General features: G+C 70.0%; 21 protein-coding genes. 9 read left to right on the forward strand and 12 right to left on the reverse strand.

Going from position 1 to position 22,210, the window contains the following annotated elements:
- Positions 1 to 5 precede the first annotated feature (5 nt).
- The 10 genes from ACVJO7_RS28755 to ACVJO7_RS28800 all read right to left on the reverse strand — a co-directional run bounded on the left by ACVJO7_RS28755 (position 6) and on the right by ACVJO7_RS28800 (position 10,702).
- Positions 6 to 1,250, reverse strand: a complete 1,245-nt coding sequence (locus ACVJO7_RS28755) for a flavin reductase (RefSeq protein WP_491675510.1) — start codon at positions 1,248 to 1,250, stop codon at positions 6 to 8.
- On the reverse strand, positions 1,247 to 2,527 hold the full coding sequence (locus ACVJO7_RS28760; RefSeq protein ID WP_491675511.1) for a cytochrome P450: 1,281 nt from the start codon (positions 2,525 to 2,527) through the stop codon (positions 1,247 to 1,249). Before ACVJO7_RS28760 ends, ACVJO7_RS28755 begins: the two co-directional genes overlap by 4 nt.
- 53 nt (positions 2,528 to 2,580) lie before the next feature.
- Positions 2,581 to 3,513 carry an NmrA family NAD(P)-binding protein gene (locus ACVJO7_RS28765; protein WP_491675512.1) on the reverse strand — a complete coding sequence of 311 codons (933 nt, stop codon included), beginning with the start codon at positions 3,511 to 3,513 and terminating at the stop codon, positions 2,581 to 2,583.
- A 255-nt stretch (positions 3,514 to 3,768) separates the two neighbouring features.
- Complete coding sequence (locus tag ACVJO7_RS28770) at positions 3,769 to 4,497, reverse strand: SDR family NAD(P)-dependent oxidoreductase (protein ID WP_491675513.1); 729 nt, start codon at positions 4,495 to 4,497, stop codon at positions 3,769 to 3,771.
- Between the two features lie 32 nt (positions 4,498 to 4,529).
- Complete coding sequence (locus tag ACVJO7_RS28775) at positions 4,530 to 5,753, reverse strand: cytochrome P450 (protein WP_491675514.1); 1,224 nt, start codon at positions 5,751 to 5,753, stop codon at positions 4,530 to 4,532.
- A gap of 35 nt (positions 5,754 to 5,788) precedes the next feature.
- Entirely contained in the window at positions 5,789 to 6,583 is a 795-nt protein-coding gene (locus tag ACVJO7_RS28780; RefSeq protein WP_491675563.1) for a fumarylacetoacetate hydrolase family protein, read from the reverse strand.
- A 67-nt stretch (positions 6,584 to 6,650) separates the two neighbouring features.
- Positions 6,651 to 7,196: a nuclear transport factor 2 family protein gene (locus tag ACVJO7_RS28785; protein WP_491675515.1), complete on the reverse strand. Its 546-nt coding sequence runs from the start codon at positions 7,194 to 7,196 to the stop codon at positions 6,651 to 6,653.
- 107 nt (positions 7,197 to 7,303) lie between these two features.
- Positions 7,304 to 8,029, reverse strand: a complete 726-nt coding sequence (locus ACVJO7_RS28790; RefSeq protein WP_491675516.1) for an ABC transporter ATP-binding protein — start codon at positions 8,027 to 8,029, stop codon at positions 7,304 to 7,306.
- Positions 8,022 to 9,839, reverse strand: a complete 1,818-nt coding sequence (locus ACVJO7_RS28795; RefSeq protein WP_491675517.1) for a branched-chain amino acid ABC transporter ATP-binding protein/permease — start codon at positions 9,837 to 9,839, stop codon at positions 8,022 to 8,024. Before ACVJO7_RS28795 ends, ACVJO7_RS28790 begins: the two co-directional genes overlap by 8 nt.
- Positions 9,839 to 10,702 (reverse strand): branched-chain amino acid ABC transporter permease, encoded by an 864-nt coding sequence (locus ACVJO7_RS28800; RefSeq protein WP_491675518.1) that lies wholly within the window; start codon positions 10,700 to 10,702, stop codon positions 9,839 to 9,841. The genes ACVJO7_RS28795 and ACVJO7_RS28800 overlap by 1 nt, the downstream gene beginning before the upstream one ends.
- Before the next feature lie 226 nt (positions 10,703 to 10,928).
- Here ACVJO7_RS28800 and ACVJO7_RS28805 point away from each other — a divergent pair, with 226 nt between their 5' ends.
- The 3 genes from ACVJO7_RS28805 to ACVJO7_RS28815 all read left to right on the forward strand — a co-directional run bounded on the left by ACVJO7_RS28805 (position 10,929) and on the right by ACVJO7_RS28815 (position 14,684).
- Entirely contained in the window at positions 10,929 to 12,101 is a 1,173-nt protein-coding gene (locus ACVJO7_RS28805; protein ID WP_491675519.1) for an ABC transporter substrate-binding protein, read from the forward strand.
- Between the two features lie 130 nt (positions 12,102 to 12,231).
- Positions 12,232 to 13,053 (forward strand): mycofactocin-coupled SDR family oxidoreductase, encoded by an 822-nt coding sequence (locus ACVJO7_RS28810; RefSeq protein ID WP_491675520.1) that lies wholly within the window; start codon positions 12,232 to 12,234, stop codon positions 13,051 to 13,053.
- Between the two features lie 692 nt (positions 13,054 to 13,745).
- Positions 13,746 to 14,684, forward strand: coding sequence for a hypothetical protein (locus tag ACVJO7_RS28815; protein WP_491675521.1), 939 nt, complete (start codon positions 13,746 to 13,748; stop codon positions 14,682 to 14,684).
- Between the two features lie 32 nt (positions 14,685 to 14,716).
- Here the strand turns inward: ACVJO7_RS28815 and ACVJO7_RS28820 are convergent, their stop codons facing one another.
- The gene (locus tag ACVJO7_RS28820; RefSeq protein WP_491675522.1) at positions 14,717 to 15,631 is read right to left on the reverse strand and encodes a TniB family NTP-binding protein; all 915 of its coding nucleotides are present in this window, start codon (positions 15,629 to 15,631) and stop codon (positions 14,717 to 14,719) included.
- Entirely contained in the window at positions 15,628 to 17,031 is a 1,404-nt protein-coding gene (locus ACVJO7_RS28825) for a transposase (RefSeq protein WP_491675523.1), read from the reverse strand. Before ACVJO7_RS28825 ends, ACVJO7_RS28820 begins: the two co-directional genes overlap by 4 nt.
- 509 nt (positions 17,032 to 17,540) lie before the next feature.
- Here ACVJO7_RS28825 and ACVJO7_RS28830 point away from each other — a divergent pair.
- The 6 genes from ACVJO7_RS28830 to ACVJO7_RS28855 are packed head-to-tail and all read left to right on the forward strand — an operon-like array spanning position 17,541 to position 22,182.
- Positions 17,541 to 18,206 (forward strand): ABC transporter ATP-binding protein, encoded by a 666-nt coding sequence (locus ACVJO7_RS28830; RefSeq protein ID WP_491675524.1) that lies wholly within the window; start codon positions 17,541 to 17,543, stop codon positions 18,204 to 18,206.
- Positions 18,200 to 18,877 carry a heme exporter protein CcmB gene (locus ACVJO7_RS28835; RefSeq protein WP_491675525.1) on the forward strand — a complete coding sequence of 226 codons (678 nt, stop codon included), beginning with the start codon at positions 18,200 to 18,202 and terminating at the stop codon, positions 18,875 to 18,877. Before ACVJO7_RS28830 ends, ACVJO7_RS28835 begins: the two co-directional genes overlap by 7 nt.
- A complete protein-coding gene (gene ccsA, locus ACVJO7_RS28840) occupies positions 18,874 to 19,638 on the forward strand; it encodes a cytochrome c biogenesis protein CcsA (protein WP_491675526.1) in 765 nt (254 codons plus the stop codon). The genes ACVJO7_RS28835 and ccsA overlap by 4 nt, the downstream gene beginning before the upstream one ends.
- The gene (locus ACVJO7_RS28845; protein ID WP_491675527.1) at positions 19,635 to 19,766 is read left to right on the forward strand and encodes a hypothetical protein; all 132 of its coding nucleotides are present in this window, start codon (positions 19,635 to 19,637) and stop codon (positions 19,764 to 19,766) included. The genes ccsA and ACVJO7_RS28845 overlap by 4 nt, the downstream gene beginning before the upstream one ends.
- A 23-nt stretch (positions 19,767 to 19,789) precedes the next feature.
- On the forward strand, positions 19,790 to 20,206 hold the full coding sequence (locus ACVJO7_RS28850; RefSeq protein ID WP_491675528.1) for a cytochrome c maturation protein CcmE: 417 nt from the start codon (positions 19,790 to 19,792) through the stop codon (positions 20,204 to 20,206).
- Entirely contained in the window at positions 20,203 to 22,182 is a 1,980-nt protein-coding gene (locus ACVJO7_RS28855; protein WP_491675529.1) for a heme lyase CcmF/NrfE family subunit, read from the forward strand. Before ACVJO7_RS28850 ends, ACVJO7_RS28855 begins: the two co-directional genes overlap by 4 nt.
- The last annotated feature ends 28 nt before the right edge of the window (positions 22,183 to 22,210 follow it).

The following is a 22,210-nucleotide window of genomic DNA, read 5'->3' on the forward strand; positions in this document are numbered from 1 at the left end:
GGCGGTCACGATCGGTCGGGAGGCACCGGGCGGGCCTCCCGCTGGCCCTCACCGGGCCGGTCGTGCAGCGCGAGCGCGCAGATCGCCGCGGTGGCGTCGTGCGCGGTATCCTTGAGGGCGCTCGCGTACTCCTCGATTCGGGCCCCGGTGATCTTCTCCGCGGGCCCCCAGATGTTGAGCTCGAAGGCCACGGCACCGTCGCGGCCGAACACCGGCGCCGAGAGCATGTGCAGCTCGTAGCGGCCCTCGGGATCGAGCGAGACCGGGTTATAGCCCTTGGCCATATCGGCGATGGCCGCCCGCAGTGACCTCTCGTCGACCTCCGCGTCGCCCACGTTGATCTTTGTCGCCGCCCGCTCGATGCTGGCGCTGCGCGCGTGCCCCAGCGCGACGCTGTGCCCCTGCGCGCGGATTCGCTCGAGCACCCCGCGGTAGTACGCGGCGCGCTCCGGGGGTGTGTCCCGGCCGAGCTCGGCAAGCCAGGTCGCGGCTCGCCCCTCGTCCCCGAACGCGGCGAACAGGCTGCCCACCGGGGGCCTCCACGGCAGCCGCTGGCCGACCCGGGTCGGCGCGACGGCCGTCTCCGAACGTCCGGTCGCTGCGGTGAGCACGAGCTCGTCGCGGACCATGCAGACCGCGGTCACCTCGGTGTCGAACCGCGCGGCAAGCACCTCCATGTACGGCCGCGCGACGTCGACGAGCGTGAGCGTGCCCGCGAGGTCGGCATCCCCGGCTACGAGCGACAGCGGCGTAAACGACCCATAGCCGCCCCGTAAGAACAGCAGCGGGTAGGTCTCGCTGCCCAGGTCGAGGCCGGTCACCCGGCCGAGCACGATGTCGTGGTCGCCGGCGTCGATCACCTCCTCTGTGGTGCACTCCAGCCACACCACGCTGCCGGCGACCACCGGCAGGCCCGCCGGGGAGTAGCCCCACCCGATGCCGGCGAACTTGTCCTGCTTGCGCGTGGCGATCAGCCGGCAGACGTCCTCCTGCTTCGCGCCGAGCACGTTGACGCAGAACCGGGGCCCGGACTCGCGCAGCGCCCGCCACGAGCTCGACTTCTTGTCCGGCAGGAACGCGACCAACGGTGGGTCCAGCGAGACCGCGCTGAACGAGCCGACGGTCATGCCGATCGGCGCGCCCGCCCCGCCCAACGCCGTGACGATGACGACGCCGGTCGGGTACTGGCCCAGCACCTGCCGGAACCGCCCGGGGTCGATCACCGACCGGTGCTCCACCGGTGTCGTCATCCCACGGACGCCGTGTCGGCCGGTGCGGCGGCGACGACCGGGGCGGTCCCGAAGTCCACCATCAGCCGGGTCGGCCCGCGCAGCGCGATGTTCGGCGTGTACTCGTACTCCTGGTCGGGTAGCAGCCGCATGTTCGGCGCCTTGTCGGCGAGCAGGTTCAGCACCACCTTCATCTCCATCCGGGCCAGCGGCGCGCCCGAGCAGAAGTGCACGCCCTTGCCGAACGTGAGGTGGTGGCGGGCGGAGGTGCGGCGGACGTCGAACGTCCCGGGGTCCGGGAACCGCGCCGGGTCGTGGTTGGCCGAGAAGAACAGCATGAGCACTGTCGAATCCTGAGGGATGACGGTGCCGGCGATCTCGACATCAACCTTCGTGCGCCGGCGCCAGGCGATGACCGGCGCGTCGAACCGCAGGGTCTCCTCGACGGCGTTCGGGATGAGCGACCGGTCGGCCACGATCGCCTCCCACTGGTCGCGGTTCTCCATCAGCCGTCGGATGCCGTTGGTGACGAGGTTCGTCGTGGTTTCGTGTGCGGCCAGCGACATCCCGAACAGCACCGCGGCGATGTCGCGCGGCGTGAACTCCTCGGGGTTCTCCAGGTGGCGGCGGACCATCTCGCTGGTGAAGTCGTCGACGGGATCGGCGATGCGGTCGGCGATGAACTGGTTGACGTAGCGCCAGAAGGCACCGACGTTCTCCGCAACGCGGACCTGGTCCTCGGCGCTCGCCCGGCCGTAGGTGAACGTCACCCGCCGGTCGCACCAGGACTTGAGCGTGTCCAGGTCCTCCTGCGGGAAACCGATGAGTGAGAACCCAGTCAGCGCGGGCAGCGGGAAGGCGAGGTCGCGGAACAAGTCGCCCTGCCCCTTCTCGACCATCGCGCTGATCTGCTCGTCCGCCCACTGCCGCACGATCGGCTCCAACGCCCGGATGCGCCGCGGGCTCATTGCGTCCGCGACGTACCGGCGCACGAGCGTGTGCCGCGGCGGGTCGGCGTTGATGAGGTTAGGGCGGAAGCCGAAGTCGTAACTGCGGAGCACGTTCATAGCCGCCTCGCCCGGCGGATGGATCGGCTGGTTGGTGTTGGAGCTGGAGTACTGCTCGGTGTCCGGGAGCATCGCCTCGACGTCGGAGTAGCGTGTGACGAGGTAGGCGTTGAGATCCGGCGCGAAGTGCACCGGCTGCTCCAGCAGGGCCGGGCAATGCCGGTACGGGTCCTGTACAAACTGGTCGTCCATCATGCTGAAGTCGTGCATGACCGGGCACTGGCCGGACATGTGCTCTCCCTTGGTTGGATGCGGGTCGTGGCCGGGCGCGGGCCAAGGCCGACTTAGCCGGCGGAGGCCGCGGCCCCGCCGACGTGGGCGGGGCTGCGCCACAGGTACTGCGCGAAGGACGTGGGCGGGCGGTCGAGCAGGCTGCTGAGCACGAAGCTGTTGCCGCCCTTGAATCCGTACTGCGCGAAGTGCTCGAACATCTGCGCGTAGCACTCGCGCCGGTAGGGCGACACGAAGTCCTCGCCGCGGACGGCGGCCCATTCCTCGAGGGTGATTTCGCGAGCCGCGATGCGCCTGTCGAGCGCTTCGGACATCAGCTCGGCGATGTCGGCGATCGTCAGCATTCCTTCCGAGCACAGCTCGAACGTGCCGTTGTCCATGACGGACTCCAGCAGCGCCCGGACCGCGACGGCGGCGACGTCGTGGAAGTCGACCCAGGCGAGCAGGTTGTCCACCGGGTAGGGCCGGCCGACCCAGCCGAGCTCGGCAATCCGGTCGAGCGCGGGCAGGGTCTGCATGAACATCCCCGGCTGAAGGACGACACCGGTGAGCGGGCTACGACTGAGCGCCTCCTCGACCTGGAGCGACTCCTGGTGGTTCGGGATCGGGGCGTGCGAGTTAATCATCGAGATGATCACAACCTTGCGGGTTCCCGCGCGCTCGGCGGCGGCGAGGAACGCCCGCCCCAGCGCCGCCTCGTCCGGCACTGCCCGGGGGCTGAAGTAGAACGCCGCGTCGACGCCGCGCAGCGACGCCTCCAGCGCCCGCGGGTCCCGCAGGTCCGCGGTAGCCACCTCGGTGGCGCCCGCCTCCCGGGCCCGGGCCGCGCTCTCGGGTGTGCGGGCGATCGCACGGACGACGGCACCGGCCGCCGCCACGGCGCGGGCAACGGCCCCGCCGGTCGGGCCCGAGGCGCCCACGACGAGGACCCGGCGGCCGGTGGCGAATGGGGTGGCGCGGGCGTCGCCCGGCGAGATCTGGCTCACACTTCCATTCTAAATATCTCAAGCTATCGAACGCAACGCCGTTCGACACAATACTTCGAGGAGTATCGATCGATATCGCATGAACGTCGTCCCAGCCGACGAGACCGGTCGCCAGCTGCATCGACATCGTCCCGGACGTCTTCGACGACGACGTCCTCGTGATCGTCCTGCCGGACGACCCGCCCGACCGCGCGAACGGCGTACGCCTGCGGTGGAGATTTGCCCCATGCGGGCTGCAGCTGGACGAGTAACGCATCACCAGGGCACGGGACCGTCGGCGTCGAACACGCCACCGGTCGGCCCATCCGCGGGCAGGGTGGCCAGCCGGAGCACAAGCCGGGCCGCCTCCTCCGGGGTGCGGTCGACGGCGTTGCGCGTCATGTCCGTGCGGGTCATGCCCGGGTCCGCGGCGTTCACCTTCACCGCCGAGCCGCGCAGCTCGTTCGCGAATTGCACGGTCACAGCGTTTACCGCCGACTTCGCCGTGCTGTATCCGAGCAGTGGCCGGTGCGCGTACACGGAGTCCTGGTCGGAGGCGTACGCCAGCGAGCCCAACCCGCTGGTCAGGTTGACCACCCGACCCGCGGGCGCGGCCCGCAGCAGCGGCAGCATCGCCAGCGTGACGGCGACCGTGCCGAAGACGTTGGTGGCGTAGGTCTGGCGGACGACGTCCAGGGAGGTCCCGCTCGGTGGCGCCGGGTGGAACTCCAGTTTGATCGCCGCGTTGTTGATCAGGACGTCGAGCCGGCCGTGCCGGGCGGCGACCTCTGCGGCCGCGGCCCGCACCGACACGTCGTCGGTGACGTCGATCCGCAGCAGCTCGAGGGCGGCGCCAGCCGACCGCAAGGCGGCCACGGCCGCCGCCCCGCGGTTCGGGTCGCGCGCCCCCACCAGGACGGTCATGCCCTCGCCCGCCAGTGCGCCCGCCACCGCTCGGCCGATGCCCTTGTTGGCGCCGGTCACCAGCGCGATCCGGCTCGTCATGGTCAGTCCGTTCCCCGCGTATCCGGTGTGCGTCAGGCGGGGACGAGGCCCTCGCGGTCGGCGGTGAAGTCGACCCACAGAGTGCTCGGGCCGCGCATCACTACGTTGCGGGTGAAGTGGAACGTCTGGTCTGGCACGATCCGCATGCCGGGGGTCCGCTCGCGGAGCAGCTCGAGGACCACTCTGGCCTCCATCCGGGCCAGTGGCGCGCCTTGGCAGAAGTGGATGCCCTTGCCGAACGTGAGGTGTTTGCGAGCGTCCCGGCGGGTGATGTCGAAACGCTCGGGCTCGGCGAAGGTGTCCGGGTCCCGGTTGGCCGAGGTGAGCAGGATCAGCACTGTGGCGTCCTGCGGGATCTCGACGCCGCCGAGGGTGACGTCCTGCACCGCGCGGCGCCGCCAGCTCACGACGCTGCCGTCGTAGCGTAGGCACTCCTCCACCGCGTTGGGCACCAGCCGCGGGTCGACGACCAGCTTCTCCCACTGCTCGCGTTGCTCGAGTAGCCGGCGCAGGCCGTTGGTGATGAGGTTGGTGGTCGTCTCGTGCGAGGCGACCGCCATCTCGAACAGGACGGTGGCGATGTCACGCGGGGTGAAGAACTCCGGGTCGGCGAGGTGGTGGCGGGCCAGGTCGCTGGCGAGGTCGTCGATCGGCCGGGCGATCCGTTCCGCGACGAACGTGTTCACGTACACCCAGAACTTCGCGACGTTGGTCGCGATCCGGATCTGCTCGTCGGGGTGCGCCCGGCCGTAGGTGAACTCGACCCGATCGTGGCACCAGTCCTTGATCATCTCCAGGTCCTCCTGCGGGAAGCCTAGGATGCGGAACCCGGTCAACGCCGGGAGCGGGAAGGCGAGCTCGGAGAACACGTCGGCGCGACCGAGCTCGATCATCGCGGTGATCCGGCCGTTTGCCCACTCGCGCACGATCGGTTCCATCTCGCGCAGCCGCTTCGGCGTCATCGCCTCCTGCACGAAGCCGCGGATCGCCGTGTGCCGTGGCGGGTCGGCGTTGATGAGGTTCGGCGGCCGGTACAGCTCGACGCTGTCGAGGATTGCCCTCGCTTCGGGCGTCGGCGGGGTGAGCGGCGTCAGCGTGACGCTGCTGGAGAATAGCTCGGGATGGGCGAAGACATGGTCGATGTCGGCATACCGCGTCACGACGTACACACCGAGGTCACTTGCGTAGAACACCCGCTCGTCGCGCAGGTCGCGGTAGATCGGGTACGGGTCATCGAGGAACTCGGCATCCATCATCGTGAAATCGTGCTTGACGGGGCAACCGCTCATCGTCACAGCTCCGCGCGGCTCACGACGGGCGTGCGTACGCTACCGATTTCCTCGACCTCGACCTCCACTACGTCGCCGGGCGTGAGGAACCGCGGCGGCTCCAGACTCACGCCGACGCCGGCGGGTGTCCCGGTGGCGATGACGTCGCCGGGCAGCAGCGTGACCGTGTCGGTGATGTAGGCGATCACCCCCGCCACGGTGTGGATCATGTCGACGGTGTTGCCTTCCTGGACCGTCTCGCCGTTGACGCGCGTGGTGACGCGCAGCTTCTGCGGGTCCGGGATCTCGTCCGCGGTGACCAGGACCGGGCCGATGGGGCCGCTGCGGTCCGCGTTCTTCCCGAGCGTGAACTGCGCGGTCTCGAGCTGCTTGTGGCGGGCGGAGAGGTCGTTGAACGCGGTGTACCCGAGCACGTGCTTCAGTGCGGTCGCTTCGTCAGCGGCCCAGACCTCGTCCTTGATCACCGCGGCCAGCTCGACCTCCCAGTCCAGGCCCTTCTCGTTGGGCGGAACGGGTACTGCGGCACCGTCGACGACCAGCGTGGACGCCCACCGGCCGAAGATCATCGGGACCTTCGGCTCGTCGAGCCCGGCCACGATCTTGGCCTCAGTAGCATGTGAGCGGTAGTTGATGCCCACGCAGAACACGCGCGATGTCTCCGGCACCGGCGGCACCTGCGTCACCTCCGCCAGCGGGACGGGCGCGGCGTCCGCCGCGGCGGCAACCTCCCCGCCCGCAGCGTAGAACTCGTCCAGCGGCGCGAGCGGGGTCACCGTGCCGTCGGTCACCGCCCCCATCCAGGGGGTCCCGTCCTTGACGAAGCCGATCAGTCGCATCTGCGTCCTTCCGTGGGTCAGTGGTGGATTAGGTCGGGATCATGTCGAAGAGCTGAACCTCCGCACCCTCGGGCACGTCGTCCTGGTCGACCGTGCTATCGACCCGGCGCCAGATCTCGTAAGCGATCTCGCGGGCGATCCGGCCGTCGCGCATCTCGAAGCAGTGCACGAGCCGGACGCTGACCTCGGTACCGTGCTCGAAGGGGAAGTTGTGCATGAGCGTCGGCTCCCCGACAACCTTGAGGTAAGCGATCTGGTCGTCGAACACATACCGTTCGGTGGCGAACCGGCGCAGCGACACCGTCTTGCGGTAGGCCAGCGTCTTGAAGATGTTCCGATAGGCGGCCAGCACCTCCTGTGGGTCCTTCATCACCACGCCGCGACTGGGGGCCTCCCAAGTGATGTCGTCGGTGTAAAGGGCGATGGCCTTCTCAACCTCGTCCGGGTTCTCGGTGTGGAAGTGCAGGTCAACGACGCGCACGTTGCGGGCGAGGATCTCCTCGGTGGTGAGCTCCGCGTCGGGCCGGGTGTCGACGCCGAACTCCTCGAGGATGTCGACGGAAGCCTGGGTCATGGTGGGTCCTTCCCCGCAGGTGAGGTCTAGCGTTCGCCCAGAATGTTCGAAAATATTAGAACTATAATAGAGAGGGCCGTGAACACGCGTCAAGGCCGGTCACGGCCTCACATCGTGGCGCTGAAGTAGGCGTCCTCGACGACGCGGTGGATGTCCGGGTCGTTCGCCCGGCCCGTGTGCACGACCGTGCCGACGTCCATCACGACGACGGCGTCGGCGATGGACAGGGCCAGGGCCACCGCCTGCTCGACGATGAGGAGCGTGCGCCCCTCCTCGGCCCGGATCCGCGACACCGCCTCCATGACGTCGTGCACGATCGCCGGCGCGAGCCCGGAGAACGGCTCGTCGAGCAGGACCAGCCGGGGATGCCGGATCAGGGCCTGGGCGATCGCGAGCATCTGCTGTTGGCCCCCACTGAGTAGCCCGGCGACGTCGCGGCGCCGCTCGCCCAGGACCGGGAAGCGGTCGAACGCCTCGGCGACCCGCGCTGCGGTGGCCACCCGCCCCAACCGCAGACCGTACGTGGCGAGCACGAGGTTCTTCTCGACCGTCAGCTTGCGGAAGACCCGCTTGTTCTCCTGCACGAAGCCGATTCCGTGCCGCCCGCGCCGGTGCGCGGGATCGCCGATGATGCTCGCCCCGGCGAAGCGGACGTCGCCGTGCGTGGTCGGGTTCAGGCCCGCCACCGTGCGCAGCAACGTCGTCTTCCCTGCGCCGTTGCGGCCCAGTAGCACCGTGATTGACGACTCCGCCACGGTGAACGACACGTCGCGCACGACGACGAGGTCGCCGTAGCCTGAGCGCACGGACTCCAATTCCAGCAGGTCAGCCACGGACGTTCTCCCCCTCCGCGCGCGGCGCCGCGGCCGCGGGCCCGCCCAGGTACTGCTGGAGCACTTCGGGGTGGTGAGCGACCGCGTCCGGAGTGTCGACGACGACGACCTCGCCCCGGGAGAGGACCACCACCCGGTCGGCCAGCGAGCGAACCAGTGCGAAATTGTGCTCCACGAGCAGCACCGAGCCGCCACTGTCGCGGATCCGCTGGACCACCGCGCTCAACCCGCGGATCTCGCCCTCGTCCAGGCCGGACGCGACCTCGTCGAGCAGCAGCACCCGTGGCTCGCCGGCCAGCGATCGCGCAAGCTCCAGGACCCGGCGCGTGCCCAGCGGGAGCGACGGCGCCTGCTCGTCGGCGACCGGGCCGAGGCAGGTCAGCGCCAGGAGCCGGGCGACGGTCTCGTCGTCGCCTCGCCGCGCCCGTCGGTACCGGCCGAGCCGGAGCATCGTCTCGATCATCGATACGCGCGGGACCGTGCTGCGGGACGACGCGATGGCGTCCCGGACCGTTGTCTGCGGGATGGACGGTGTCTGGAACGTCCGCGCCAGCCCGGTCCGGGCGATCCGGTACGGGCGCAGCCCGGTGACCGGCACGCCGCCGACCTGCACGGTGCCACCGTCAGGCCGGTAGTAGCCGCAGATGACATTGAGCAGCGTGGTCTTGCCCGATCCGTTGGGTCCGATCAGCGCGACGACCTCCCCCGGCTGGACGGAGAAGTCAACGTCGCGCAGCGCGTGCACGCCGCCGAACGCCATAGAGATACCGGTGACGTCGAGCCGGGCGCCGTCCATGGGTGGCAGCTCCCCGGCCGCGGGCTGCGCTACGGCAGGGGCCGCGGGCGCGTCGGCCCGCCGCCCGCTCCGTGCCCGGATCGCAGCGTACGCCGCCGCGGCCGGCCCGGCGATGCCCTGGCGGAGCAGCACGCCCGCGGCTACGAGGAACACGCCGTAGACGATGTAGGCGTACTCGCCGAACGCCGTGGTCTGCATCGGGCCCACGACCATGAGCGCGACGCCGACGAAGATGCCGTAGACGCTGCGCGCCCCGCCGAGGATCGCGGCGGCCAGGATGCTGATGGCCGCGGCGATGGAGAAACTCACCGGTGCGACGAAGCCGTCGAGGTAGGCGAACAGCGTGCCGGCCATGGCTGCGGGGATGCCGCCCACCGCGTAGGCCTTCAGCTTCATCACCGGCACGGAGATGCCCAGCGAGGACGCCAACACCGGGCTCTGCCGCAGCACCGAGAGCGTGGTACCGGTGCGGGAGGCGACCAGGTTGCGGAACAGGCCGAACCACACCGATGTGACCAGGACAACGAAGCTTACGTAGGCCGTGCTGCCCAGCTCCACGCCGAAAAGCTGCGGGATCGGGATGCCGCCCATCCCCTGGTGGCCGCCGGTCCACCCGCCGAGGATTCCCACCCAGTCCGGCAGCAGGAGCACGAGGAACAGCGATGCGACGGCGAGCATCCACCCGCCGAACCGCAGCCCCGGGATCCCTGTCAGCAACCCGAACAGGAAGCCGAGCACGGCAGAGAGCACGAGCGCGAGGGCGATGTCGTTGATCCAGTGCAGCGCGACGTTCGCCGTGACGTAGGCGCCGAGCGCGTAGAGCACCGGCTGTGCGAAGGACAGCTCGCCCGCGTGCCCGAAGCTCAGGTTCAGCCCGCTCACGACCAGACTAAGGGTGGCGATGAGGACGACTTGGCGGCCGATGTTGGCGCTGAGGCCGAGGTGCGGAGCCGCCATGAGCAGCACCGTCACGCCCACCCACACCACCGGGCGCACGGGGACCGACCGCGCCATCAGACGACCCTCTCCCGTTTCTCGCCGAACAGGCCCCGGGGCCGCAGCATCAGAACCAACACGAAGATCAGAAACACCGCGGTGTTCTGCCAGTGGGCCCCCAAGTACCGGCCGATGAACCCCTCGACCACGCCGATCGCGATGCCTGCAACCAGTGCGCCGACCTGGCTGCCGAGTCCGCCCAACGCGAGCGCCACAAACCCCTTGATCGCCAGCAGCAGCGCGAGGCCGACCACCGCGAATGTCTTCGGGCCGACGAAAGGCGCGATCGCGAAGCCCAGTAGGCCGGACGCCATGAACGTGAGCAGGGAGAACCGCGCCGTGTCGACGCCGAGCAACCGGGCCGCGTCCTGGTCCTCGGACAGGCCCGACGCGGCCAGCCCGGCCAGCGTCCGGCGGGTCCATAGGTGCGCCACGGTCCCCACGGCGACGGCCAGCACCACGAGCAACAACTCGGCGGGGCTCACCCGGCCGCCGGGCACGTCGAGCAGGTCGTTCGCGGCAAAGAACGGCACGCGCTGCACGTCATCGGCAACCAGCACGAGGATGATCCCCTGCAGGATCGTCGCGACGCCCAGTGTGGTCACGAGCTCGCCGTGCTCGCCGCGATGCAGCACCGGCCGCACGGCCAGCACGTACTCGACGGCCGCGACTACCACCCCGACGGCCGCCAGCAGCAGGAGCGCAACGACCGCCGGTACGCCCCGGTCGTAGAGGAAGACCGTCAGGAACATCCCGGCGACCATGAACGCGCCCTGCGCGAAGTTCACCGCGCGTGTCGTCAGCCAGGTGATGTTGTATCCGATGGCAACCAGAGCGTAGACCGCACCCAGGGCGAGCCCGGCGAGCAGGGTGGCGATCAAGGGCTTCTCTTCTCTGGTGATCGAGACGGCCTGGTGCGGGACGGGCGCGAGCTCTCGGTACGATACTTCTACTGTTTTCGATCGTACGACGTCAAGGGGCGCAAGTGATCCTTGACGCCACCGTCCTGGCCGTTGAAACTCACTGTTCTAATTTCTTCGCATGAGTTCTCAAGGAGACCCTGTGGCTAGCGCTCAGACTCGCCAGCGACGACATCCATTTCGCGCTGTGGCAGCTGTCGCGGCGGCGCTAGTTGCTCTCGCGGGCTGCGCCGACGGCGGTGGGGCGGGCAGCGCCGACGACCCATTCCGCATCGTTTACGTGGCGGCCCAGACCGGGCTGTTCGCCACGCCCGGCCAGGCCGTCGGCCGCGGGATCCAGGCGCACGTCGACGAGATCAACGCCAACGGCGGCCTCGGGGGTCGGCAGGTCGAGCTTGTCTCGCTCGACGACCAGAGCGACCCGAGCCGCGCCGTCACGCTGCTCCAGGAGCAGATGAACGAGGAGCTTCCCGACCTCGTGATCCCCGGCAGCACGTCCGCTGAGGGCTTGGCCATGGCGCCCCTGCTGGAGCGCAACGAGGTCGTCGGCGTGGGCGTGGCCGCGTCGTCTGTGCTCGACGACGTCCAAGCCTACCCCTACTACTTCTCGGTCAACGCGCTCCAGCAGCACATCCTCGCCGGCGCCAGCATCTTCCTCCAGGAGCAAGGCAGCATCGAGAATGTCACCGTCGTGTCGGCGGAGGACCCGCTCGGCGAGACCGTAAACGCCGGCTTCCTCGCCGCAATGGACCAGGCCGGGTTCACCACGCAGTCCGTCACCTTCCCCGCTGACGCCGTGGACCTCACCGCGACTTTCCAACAAGCCGTCGCGACCCAGCCCGACTGGATCTTCATGGACGGATCCGGCGGGCAGGTGGCCTACCTGCTCGAGGGCCGAGAGAAGGCCGGTGCCGAAGACATCCCGACGATCATGGGCGGGGCCGGCTCGGCGCAGGTGAACCTGCTCGACGTGGCGCAGAGCGGCCAGCTCGCAAACGTCCACGCCACGCTCCTACCGATGCAGGCCTACATCGAGGAGAGTGAACGCTCCGCAGAGTTCGCCACCATGTTCGAGCGCGTGACGGCGCAGGGCCCGATGGAGACCGCGCTGTTCAACTATGCGACGGGATGGGACGTCGTCGGGACATGGGCCGCGGGCGTCGAGGCCGTCGAGGGCGAGCTGACCGGAGCGGCGCTCAAGGAGGCGCTCGAGTCGGGCCTGGACGGCTCAGCCGACCCGATGTTCCCGATCATGAGTCAGATGCCGACGGCTGAGTCGCACTTCCCGCAGATGGAGGCGGACGTCGTGCGATTCGCGACGATTACGGACTTCCGGGACGGGATGTACGTCATCGAGTAGGCCGGTCGGAGGCGGCAGAGGGGCTGCGACCCCCCGGGCGTCAAATCGAAACATCGGGAAGTGTTAGACGTATTAGCCCGATGCCCGGAAGCATCGGGCATCGGGCTCCGGTTCGGAAGGGTGTGCAGCAATGAGGCGTTTCGACGGGAAGGTCGCACTGATCACCGGGGCGGCCCGCGGCCAGGGCCGAAGCCACGCGCTGCGCCTCGCGGCCGAGGGCGCCGACATCATCGCCTCGGACGTCTGCGCGCAGATCGACTCAGTGCCCTATCCCCTGGCGACGTCCGAGGACCTCGCGCAGACTGTCAAGGAAGTCGAGTCGCTGGACCGGCGCATTGTGAGCGTCCGGGCCGACGTCCGGGACGCGGCCGCGATGGCGGAGGTCGTGCGCGCGGGCGTGGCCGAGCTCGGCCGGATCGACATCGTGGTCGCCAATGCCGGCGTGGCGCCGCACTCGGTTGACGAGGCTGACTCGCTTCGGGTGTTCCAGGACACGCTCGCGATCAACCTGCACGGTGTCCGGCACACCGTCGCCGCGGCAGCACCGATCATGATCGAGCAGGGCGACGGCGGGTCGATCATCCTCACGAGCTCTACCCAGGGTCTGTCGGGCGCGGGCGGCACCGGCACCGGGGCCAGCGATGGCTATGTCGCCTCCAAGCACGGCGTTGTCGGGCTGATGCGGTCCTGGGCGAACTGGCTCGCCCCGCATCACATCCGCGTAAACTCGGTGCACCCGACGGGCGTCGACACGCTGATGGTCAACAACGACACGTTTCGCGCGTTCCTCGCCCAGTCCGCCGACATTGCCGCGGGGCTCACCAACCTCCTGCCGGTGCCTGCGCTCGAGGCCGCCGACATCAGCAACGCCGTGGCCTGGCTCGCCTCCGACGAGGCCCGCTACGTCACAGGCGTGACGCTGCCCGTCGACGCTGGCTTCCTGGCCAAGTAACCGTGGCGATCAAGCAACACGACGCCGCGGGAGGCCCCAGGGCCACGACCGCGTGATCTGCGTCCGGCGCCGTACCGACGCTGAAGGGCTACGCGAGCAGGGTCTCGATGGTGTCCGCTCGTGCCTGCCCTCCCGTGCATGGTCGTGCCGTTTGGCCGAGCGCCTCCGCGGCGGCCAGCGCCGAGCAGCTCCGATCGGTTTGTGTGCGGAGCGATGGGTGACGGGGCGGGCGCTTGTCCCCCACCCAAGCGGCAAGCGGGCCCCAATCCTCGCCCACACCTCCTTGCCGATCACGGGCCTGGGCTCAGCGCCGCCGAGGCAAGGCCGTCGCGGCATACATCGACGGGCGCGGAGGGAAACGCACGGAGCTGCCAGACCCGATGTGGCGATGCGCTCGCTGGCCGGCGCGGCGGGCCCAGGTACACACCGCGACCGGCTCCTTGGTGACGGGCGGATCGGTCACCGACGAGCGGTGGTCGTCGGCGGTCCCGCGCCCGGCACTCCCCTCGACGGGTTCGATGGTGTGCGGGGCGCTCACACAGACCAGGTTTCACACGGGTTCGCCGCGGTACCGGCGCGGCCACGTCGCTCACCGCGCAGACATGGGCGTTGTGCGCGGTTGGTGCCCGACACGGAGTCCGAAATGCCGTCAGGAATCCGCGGACGGTGGCCTAGGCCCTACTGTGGGATCGGTGGCGACCTTCCCGCCCGTTGGGGACTTCGAACGCGACGACGCTCTGCGCCGTATCGCCCGCCGTCACCTGGACTGCGATGATCCTCGCTGGTCAGAGGCGGGATCCGACGGCGACGATGCCGCCCGGGACGTGCTGGGCTATCTGCGCCGCCACCGCGGGCGGTTCCCCCGCCAGGTCGTCGACGCCGACGCCTGGGACCAGCTGGTGCTCTCGGCCTGGATCTACTGGGACGAACGCCGCCGCGAGGCTGAGCTGATCCGGCATGCGCTCTCGCGCGGACTGTCGCTGCGTGAGGTCGGCGCCTTCGTCGGGCTGCACTCCCGGCAAGGGATGCGCGACCATCTCGACTCGTTGGAAGCCCGCCTGCACGAGTACCACCGGCTGACCCGCGAATCCCGCGCGCCGGCTCGGCCTGAGGCTGGCGGCGCTGAGCTTCTTATGACCGACATCAGCGAGCCTGACGAGGACTGCGACGACAGCGCTCCGCGCCGGGCCCGCAACCCCTACTACCGGTTCACTAATCGCCCCAGAGCCGAGCGCGGGGCCGACGGGCGCTACACGCGTGCCCGCCGGGCGGCAGCGGCTTCCCGCCCGGCCCGCGGACGCTGGATCACCGACCACCGCGACCACGTCAGCGCTGTGCTGGGCGAGTTGCTCACCCAAGCCGACCGGGTCGGGATCCCCGCGGTGGAGGGCGATGTCGGCGATCCCGCCACCGTCGGGGATTACCTGGCCTGGGTCCAGGAGGATCTCCCCGACGACGTCGACGATGGCACCTTCTCCGCGGTCGGACTCGCCCTCGGCGAGCTACGCGCCCACCCCGAGATCACTTGTCGCGCCGGCAACCACGGCATCCACCAGGCCATCGCTGCCGCCGACCGGCTGCGCGTCGACTATGGCGAACTGGCCGCTATCGCCGCCGCTGACGGCGGGTGACCCCGCCGCGGCCACCGCCGCTGGCAGACAGATCAGCTCAACGCCCGGGCGAAGGCTCGCCGACGCTCGGTGGGTCCGAGGTAGTCGGCTTGGCCCAGCGTGGCCGCGTTGATGGCCTCCTCGCCGGTAGTGATCGCGACCGTGGCGGCCTGGCAGAGCAGCGTGGCGAGCTCGCCGATGGTGCCCTCGCTGCGCTCGATCAAGTAGTGCGCCATCTCCGGCGTGGTGATGGGTGAACGGCGCCGCAGCGGGAACGAGGCGGCGAAGCTGGCCAGCAGCGACCGGGCCTGCTCGTCGGGGGCCCAGCGCGGCAGCACCAGCGGCGCGAACCGGTTCTCCAGCTGGTCATCCGAGCGGAGGGCAAGATGGGCGTCGTGGGTGCCGACTCCCACCAGCGGTACGCGCAGCGCATTGCCCAGGTGGCGCAAGAGGTTGAGGAACTCACGCCGCCGCGCGGTGTTGCCGGCCAGCATGTTGTGCAGCTCGTCGAGCACGAGCATGCCCACGCTGCACTCCTCGAGGTCGGCCAGGGCCCTGCGTTCCAGGTCGGCGGCTGGGGCGCGAGGCCACACCTCCGTGTCCAGGGCGGACAGCACCGCACTGTAGAAGCGTGTCAGGGTGGGGTTCGACGGCGTCTGCATCACCAGCACCGGGACGGTCATCGCGCCGTTCTTGGCGAAGCGGGGATGGTCTCGCTGGAACTTCTCAATGATCATCGACTTGCCGTTGTTGGTGGGCCCGACGACCAGCAGGTTGGGCATGCGCTGCTTGCGCGGCCACTGCAGTAGGGCCTCCAGGCGAGCCACCGCGTCGGTGGCGCGGTGGTAGCCGATCCACCGGTCGGCGCGCACGTGATGGAGCCGTTCCTCGTCAGGTAGGCGCGCCGTGTCCTGCGCCGACGGGTGCAGATGGGTCAGATCCCAAGCCGCGCTTTTCACACCGGTCACCACTGCTCGATGTCGGTGAACGGTACGGCTGGCGGGTCCGGGTCGGCACCAGCTGGATCTGTCGCAGAGTCCGGCGGGTCGGGCGGTGGGCCGGCGCCGGATGCCGCCTCGGGCGCCGCGGTGGACTGGGCGGGTCGTCGGGCGCGGTTCCGACGCGCTCGACGGGTTGATCGGGCCGCGGTGTCGGTAAGCTGGCGCATCGCCTCGACGGTGTCGAACAGGGCCTTCTCGTCGACCTCGCTCCGCCCGAGCTCGCGTAACCGACCGGTCGCGGCCCGGTGCTCCCACAGGCTGATCGCCGGTCGGGCCAGGTTGCGGTAGCCCACGGTCAGGTAGGCGTTGCTGTCCGGGTCGAGCACCCACACCCGCGACAGGTCGCGGGGGTCGCGGCGCACCAGCAGCCGATCCAGCTGCCGGCGTCGGGCGATCAGCGGCTTGAGCGCGTCGCTGAAGTACTGCACGTGATCGATGGTCACCCCGGTACGCGTCAGCCGGCGGCGCAGCACGGGCAGAAAGTCGATCAAAAACGCGTGCGGATTCGTCACCATGGCCGGCGGGTCCTCGGCGGCCTGCTGGGCCCACACCGCGCCCGGTGGGCGCGAGAGGGCCTCGTGAACCTGCCCGTGGTAGGCCGCGACCGCGAACGCGAGCCACCGCTGCAGCTCGTCCAGGGTCAGGCACGCGGTGGCCTCGCTGTCGTAGCCGCCGCGCTCGGTCGGGCTGGAGAAGGTCGTCCCCGGTAGCTCGTGGACTTCTCGCATCAGCGTACCGATCAACCGCTCCACCACTCCTCCGAAGTGCGGCTGTCCCGGCGGTCGGTAACGCAGCTCGATGCCGTGCTCGTCGCAGCCTCGGCGCAGGGCCTCGCTATGGAACTCAGCGCCGTTGTCGACGTACAGCTGGGCCGGTTTACCTGCCATCGGCCACTCCACATCGGATCCGAGCTGGGCAAGCCAGGTCCGTTTGTCGGTGACCATGTGTGCCAGGCACAGCCCCACCGAGGTCGCCGAGGGCGCCTCGAGCGTGACCACCATCCCGGTGATCGTCCGAGATGTCACATCGATCCCGACCGTCAGATACGGCCGCCCGATCGCCGCCCGCTCTCGCTCGTCGACCACCACCAGGTCGATCACGGTGTGATCGACCTGCACCTGCTCGAGTAGCCGCGTCGGCGCCGGCACCTCTCCGCCCGCGGCCCCCAGCGCCCGGGCGGCGTCGACTCCCTCGCGCGCCACCGTCGCGGTGCGCGGGTCCAGCGCTGCGATCCGCCGTTCCACCGTGCCCCGCGACGGCGCCCGAAGCCCACGGAGCCTGCACGCCCGCACGATCGCGCGGTGCACCGAGGCCACCGATCGTCGCTGTCGAGTCAGATACCGCGTACGCAGCACGTCCTGGATCACCGTCTCGACGTCGTCGGCGACCCGCGCACGCCGCTGATTGTCACAACTACGCCGTGCATCACGTCCCTGGACGCAACCTCGTCTCTACGGCTGCTCGACGCCGATACGCCCGGCCCCACCGAGCCGCCCGGAGCACTGGTGGGAGTCGATCCGGCCGTCGCCGAGCGGATCAGCGCTGACCGGGCCGATGGCCTCGAGCTGGGCCCGAGGGAGGCCGACGTTCTTCGTGGACGGGGAGCTCGTCGAGCCCCGCGCAGTGAGGACCTGACAGGAGCCCCGGGCGCCGTGCTCCAGGGCCGAGCCGGATCCCAGCCCGTTCGAGTCGAAGCGCGGCTGGGCAGCAGCGCCAGCGTGCACAGAGGGGTTAGGCGGCGGCTCCCCGGCGGGAGCCGAGGCAAGAAACCGCCCGGTCCTCACGGCGCCCGGTGGGGCGAGTGAAGGACAAAACGGATCGTGTGGGACATTCGACGCGTCGTAGAACACGTAGTGCCGCTGGCCTGGAGGTGTCGATGTCGGCCCCGTCGCTTGCAGCGAGACTTGTCGGACTCCGCGTCGATGTGCAGCAAGCGACCGTATTGCGGGACCTCGACCTGAGCGTCCGGCCCGGTGAGATCGTCGGCGTCGTCGGTGCGAACGGCTCCGGAAAGTCCACTCTGCTTTCGGTCCTGGCCACGCTGGTCCGCCCCTCGGCAGGCCTGGTCGAACTATTCGGGACGACTGTCGATGCCCGGACTCGGCCCGTGCTCCGGCCCAGCATCGGACTCGTTGGTCACACCCCCGCGCTTTACGAGCGGCTCAGCCTTGCCGAGAACCTGCGCCTCGTCGCCCGCCTGACCGGACGTCCCGAGGATCAGGTGGACGCGGTGCTGGCCGAGGTCGGTCTCGCCGGTGCGGCGGTCCGGCCGGTCGCGGGCTGTTCACAGGGTATGCGGCGGCGGACCGAACTGGCCCGCATGCTTCTCACCCGGCCGCGGTTGCTGCTGCTCGACGAGGTCCACGCCGGACTCGACCGGGGCGCGGCACCGTTGGTCGACGATCTCGTCCGGAGCGTAGCCGGTCGGGACGGTGGCGCCTGTGTTCTGGTCTCGCACGAGCCCGAGCGACTGACCGGGGTCTGCGACCGGGTGGTCCGGGTGATCGGCGGGCGGCTCGAGCGGGTGGCGGAACCGTGTTGAGCTCTCCGGCGCCGCTGACCCAGGCCCTCGCGCTCGCCCGGAAGGACCTTCGGCTGGAACGCCGAACCGGCGAGACGTTCCTGGTCACGGCCCCGTTCGGTGCCGTGGCGCTGATGATGGTGCCGCTCGCGGTCGGCCCGGATACCCCGCTGCTGCGCCAGCTCGGGCCCGCCCTGTTCTGGGTCGTCGTGCTGCTGTTCGGCGTGCTGGCGACCATGCGCGGCAGCACGATCGACGGCCCGGCGCAGCGGGCGATGCTCAGCCTGTCCGGGGTCGGCCCACGGGTTCGGCTCGCGGGCAGGGCCATCGGCAACTCCGTGCTACTGCTCGGGTTCCAGGCCGCCGTTGCGCCGGTCGCGATCGTGCTCTATGCCCCGGACGTCGCCGGCTGGATCTGGATGCCGCCGATGATGCTCCTGGTCGCGGCCGGGCTCGGCACGCTCGGCGCACTCGCCGATCAGATCTCCGAGGGGCTCGCCGGCCGTACCCTTCTCGGCACGCTCCTTGTCGCTCCCTTGACCGTGCCGCTTCTGCTCGGCGCCACTGGTGTCCTGAACGCCGCCCGGCACGACAATCCGCCGTGGCCCTGGCTGCTCCTGTCCCTGACCGTTGTCCTGGCCACCGTGCTGCTGAGCGCGTGGTGCGCCCACCATCTGGAGGAGCCGCTGTGAGTGAGCCCGATCCGGCCGGTCCACGGTGGACCGGCCCCGCCGAGGTGTTCGGGCGGGCACTTCCGGCCGTCGCCGCGCTCACGGTCGTCGTGGCTCTGGCGGCCGCCCTGCTGTCCCCGCCGGACTCGCTGCAAGGGGAGCTCGTCCGGCTCATGTACGTGCACGTACCGGCAGCCTGGACGGCCTTCCTTGCCTACGCCGTCACTCTGATCGGAGGGCTCGTCTGGCTGTTCCGGCGCACCATGGTGTGGGATCGACTGGCTGCCGCGAGCGCCGAGGCCGGAGTGTTCTTCACCGGTCTCGCGATCGCGATGGGATCGATCTGGGGGCGGCCGACCTGGGGCGTGTGGTGGACCTGGGACGCCCGGCTGGTCACCACCGCACTGCTGTTCTTCGTCTACCTCGGCTACCTGGCGTTGCGGCGCGCGGTCGACGACCCGGTCGCGCGGGCCCGCCGCTCCGCCGTCTTCGGCGTTGTCGCGTTCGCCATGGTTCCGCTCGTGCACTTCTCGGTCGTCTGGTGGCGCACGCTGCACCAGCCTGCGACGTTGCTGCGCCCGGAGGCGCCCGCTATCGGCGGCGCGATGCTGATCACGCTCCTGCTCAGCCTGGTCGCCTTCACACTGGTCTACGCGCTCGTCGTCCGCACCCGGATGAGGCTGTGCGCCGCCGAGGACGGCCTCACCGCCGCCGAACTTGCCGAACCCGGTCCGGTGGCCGGTGACGCGATCTCCGCACCCCGACAGGAGGGATCCTCATGACGGGCATGACGTCCTGGGCCTGGATCGCGCTGGGCTACGGCGTGACTGCCACCGCGATCGGGATCTATCTGATCGTCCTGCTCCGCGCGGCGGTCCACCTCCGCAAGCGTGCGGGGGCTCGACGATGACGGCCCCGGCTCCTCGTGGGGCCGTGCGCCGTTACCGGTTGCTGGGCGTGGCCTCGACCGGGGCGCTTGCCGTTCTAGTCGGGCTGCTGCTGTTCGGCAACCTCAACGGAAACCTCGTGTACTACCTGGAACCCGACGAGGCGATCGCCCAACGAGCTGGGCAGATCGCTGCCGACACCCGGTTCCAGCTCGGGGGTCTGGTCGTCGCGGACACGGTGAGCCCTGCGCCTGGGATCGTCAGGTTCGAGGTCTCCCCGACCACCGGCGATGACGGAACGCGTGTCGCCGTCGAGTTTCACGGAGCGCCCGGCCAGCTGTTCGGCACCGGCGTCGGCGTTGTCCTGGAGGGACGCTGGGAGGACAACACGTTCGTGTCGGACACCATGATGGTCAAGCACGACGAGAACTACGTGCCCGTCGACGAGGGGCCCCGGCCGTGACGGCCGTCGTGGCACCGGCGGCCGGCTGGACCGGCTTGATGCTCGGCCTCGCCGGGTCGGTCGTCCTCGCAGTGTTCGGGCTGCTGGCCCAGCAGCGTCCGCGCGCCGTCCGTCGCCAGCAGCTCACGGTCGCCGTCGGCTGCATGCTGGGTGGGTCCGCGCTGGCTATGGCGGCCCTGCAGGTGGCGCTGCTGACCGACAACTTCGCGGTCTCCTACGTGGCGGAGAACCACGCACGCGCCACCCCGACCCTGTTCACCGTCACCACCGCGTGGGCGGCGCTCGAGGGGAGCCTCGTGCTGTGGGTGCTGGTGCTGGCCGGCTACGCCGCCCTGGTCATGCGTACGGTCCGCACGTCCGACGACCGACTCGGGACCGGAGCACTCGGCGTCATCGGCATCGTCGGGGCCTTCTTCTTCGGGCTGACCGTGCTGGCGGGCAACCCGTTCGAGATCCTCGCCGAGGTACCGCCGGACGGACCGGGGCCGAACCCGATCCTCGCCGACCACGTGCTCATGGCCGTGCACCCGCCCCTTCTCTACCTCGGCTACGTCGGGCTCACCGTGCCGTTCGCCTACGCGATGTCGGCTTTGCTCGGCAGAGTGGAGGGCGTCGATTGGCTGCACCGCACCCGCCGGACCAACCTCGCGGCGTGGAGCCTTCTCACCGCAGGTCTGATCGTCGGCGCGTGGTGGTCCTACGAGGTGCTGGGCTGGGGCGGCTACTGGGCGTGGGACCCGGTCGAGAACGCGGCGTTGCTGCCCTGGCTGATCGCCACTGCCTTCATCCACTCCTCGGTGGTGCAGCTGCGCCGCGGGATGCTGCAGTCCTGGAATTTCGTGCTCGTCCTCGCGGCGTTCGCGCTGACCGTGCTCGGGACCTTCCTGACCCGCAGCGCGGTCGTGCAGTCCGTCCACGCGTTCAGCCAGTCACATGTCGGCCCGCCACTGCTGATCTTCTTCCTGCTTGTCGTGGTCGTCGGCTTCGTGCTGATCGCCTGGCGCGCCGAGGCGATCTCCTCAAGTGGCCGTCCGGAGGCCCTGGCCAGCCGGGAGGGCATGTTCCTGGTCAACAACCTGCTGCTGAGCCTGTTCGCCTTCGTGGTGCTGCTGGGCACGCTGTACCCGGTCGTTCTCGAGGCGATCACCGGTGACCAGATCTCGGTGGGGCGCCCGTTCTTCGACCGTCTGGCCGTACCGATCGCATTCGCGCTGCTCCTGGCGATGTGGGTCGGACCGGTCACCCCCTACCGGCACGCCTCGCCCGGCGTCCTGTGGCAGCGCACCCAGCTGTCCGTGCTGCTGGCCACGCTGGCGGCCGCAGCGACCGTGCTGGCCGGGGTACGGTCCCCGGGCGTTGTCGCCGTCGTCGCGCTGGCCACCGGCATCGCGGCCACCACCGTCCGTCAGGCTGTGGTCACCGCGCCGGCACGCACGCCGGCCGGGATCTGGCGGCTGCTCCGCGGCCGCCGCGGCTACTGGGGCGGGCAGCTTGCCCACCTCGGCGTCGCCCTGTTCGCCGTCGTCGTCGCGGTCTCCAGCGGACTCGCCGAACGCAGCACCGTCACCCTCAACCCGGGCGAGTCGGCCGAGTTCGCGGGGTACACGGTGACCTTCGACCTCGTCGACGAGCACCCGATGCCGGACCGGCTGGTCACCGACGCACACCTGACCGTGCGGTCGGGAGACGAGGTCGTGCAGACCATGGCCCCGCTGCTGAACTCCTTCCCCGGGCGGGCGCAGGCGGTCGGCAACCCGGACGTGTGGACGACACCAGGTCAGGACATCTACGTCGCACTCGCGGACATCACACCCGAGCAGGTCACCCTCAACCTGTTCCGGTACCCGTTGATGGTGTGGATGTGGGTAGCCGGAGGCATGATCGCCGCCGGAGGCTTCTGGGCGCTCGGCCCGGCCCGCCGTATCCCGGCCCGCGCCACCGACACCGCCCCGGAACGGGTCGTCCACGATGGCTGATCTCCGCCGATCACCTCGGCCCACAGCC

The sequence above is a fragment of the Pseudonocardia sp. DxW genome, from assembly GCF_058448985.1.

Coding starts and splice junctions, on each gene's coding strand:
- ACVJO7_RS28755 (WP_491675510.1), bottom strand. CDS start 1,250: ATGACGACACCGGTGGAGCACCGGTCGGTGATCGACCCCGGGCGGTTC.
- ACVJO7_RS28760 (WP_491675511.1), bottom strand. CDS start 2,527: ATGTCCGGCCAGTGCCCGGTCATGCACGACTTCAGCATGATGGACGAC.
- ACVJO7_RS28770 (WP_491675513.1), bottom strand. CDS start 4,497: ATGACGAGCCGGATCGCGCTGGTGACCGGCGCCAACAAGGGCATCGGC.
- ACVJO7_RS28775 (WP_491675514.1), bottom strand. CDS start 5,753: ATGATGGATGCCGAGTTCCTCGATGACCCGTACCCGATCTACCGCGAC.
- ACVJO7_RS28780 (WP_491675563.1), bottom strand. CDS start 6,583: ATGGGGGCGGTGACCGACGGCACGGTGACCCCGCTCGCGCCGCTGGAC.
- ACVJO7_RS28785 (WP_491675515.1), bottom strand. CDS start 7,196: ATGACCCAGGCTTCCGTCGACATCCTCGAGGAGTTCGGCGTCGACACC.
- ACVJO7_RS28795 (WP_491675517.1), bottom strand. CDS start 9,839: ATGGCGCGGTCGGTCCCCGTGCGCCCGGTGGTGTGGGTGGGCGTGACG.
- ACVJO7_RS28810 (WP_491675520.1), top strand. CDS start 12,232: ATGAGGCGTTTCGACGGGAAGGTCGCACTGATCACCGGGGCGGCCCGC.
- ACVJO7_RS28830 (WP_491675524.1), top strand. CDS start 17,541: ATGTCGGCCCCGTCGCTTGCAGCGAGACTTGTCGGACTCCGCGTCGAT.
- ACVJO7_RS28845 (WP_491675527.1), top strand. CDS start 19,635: ATGACGGGCATGACGTCCTGGGCCTGGATCGCGCTGGGCTACGGCGTG.